The 617-nt window shown below is 67.3% G+C and carries 2 protein-coding genes; both read left to right on the forward strand.

From position 1 onward, the window contains the following. The first annotated feature begins 27 nt into the window (after nt 1–27). Nucleotides 28–168 carry a hypothetical protein gene (locus EAO76_RS44905; protein ID WP_187438923.1) on the forward strand — a complete coding sequence of 47 codons (141 nt, stop codon included), beginning with the start codon at nt 28–30 and terminating at the stop codon, nt 166–168. Between the two features lie 21 nt (nt 169–189). After that, nucleotides 190–617 (forward strand): F0F1 ATP synthase subunit gamma (locus EAO76_RS31235; RefSeq protein WP_187438849.1); only part of this gene is annotated, 428 nt, incomplete at its 3' end.

Genomic DNA, 617 nt, shown 5'->3' on the forward strand with positions numbered 1-617 from the left:
ATGCCAGACCAGAGAAGCGGATCGCCTGTGACCTCCATCAAGGAGGGCGGCAAGATGTCGGACGACACCCTCACCGCCGTTGCTGACGCCATCGCGGAGTTCAAGAAGCAGTTCGAGACCGCGGACGGCAAGCTTCTCGGCGAGGACGCCCCGGCCGCGGCCAAGTGACGTAAGGAAGGGACCTGACTCATGGGAGCCCAGCTCCGGGTCTACAAGCGTCGCATCCGATCCGTCACCGCGACCAAGAAGATCACCAAGGCGATGGAGATGATCGCCGCCTCGCGCGTCGTCAAGGCGCAGCGCAAGGTGGCGGCCTCCACGCCGTACGCGACCGAGCTCACCCGCGCGGTCACGGCGGTCGGCACCGGCTCGAACACCAAGCACCCGCTGACCACGCAGGCCGAGACGGTCACGCGGTCCGCGGTGCTGCTCCTCACGAGCGACCGTGGCCTCGCCGGCGCCTTCAACTCCAACGCCATCAAGGCGGCGGAGCAGCTGACCGCGCGCCTGGAGCGCGAGGGCAAGGAGGTCGACGTCTTCATCGTCGGCCGCCGTGGTGTGGCGCACTACAACTTCCGTGAGCGCAAGATCGCGGAGTCGTGGAGCGGTTTCACCGA

Source organism: Streptomyces sp. sk2.1, from assembly GCF_008120935.1.
Classification (GTDB): domain Bacteria; phylum Actinomycetota; class Actinomycetes; order Streptomycetales; family Streptomycetaceae; genus Streptomyces.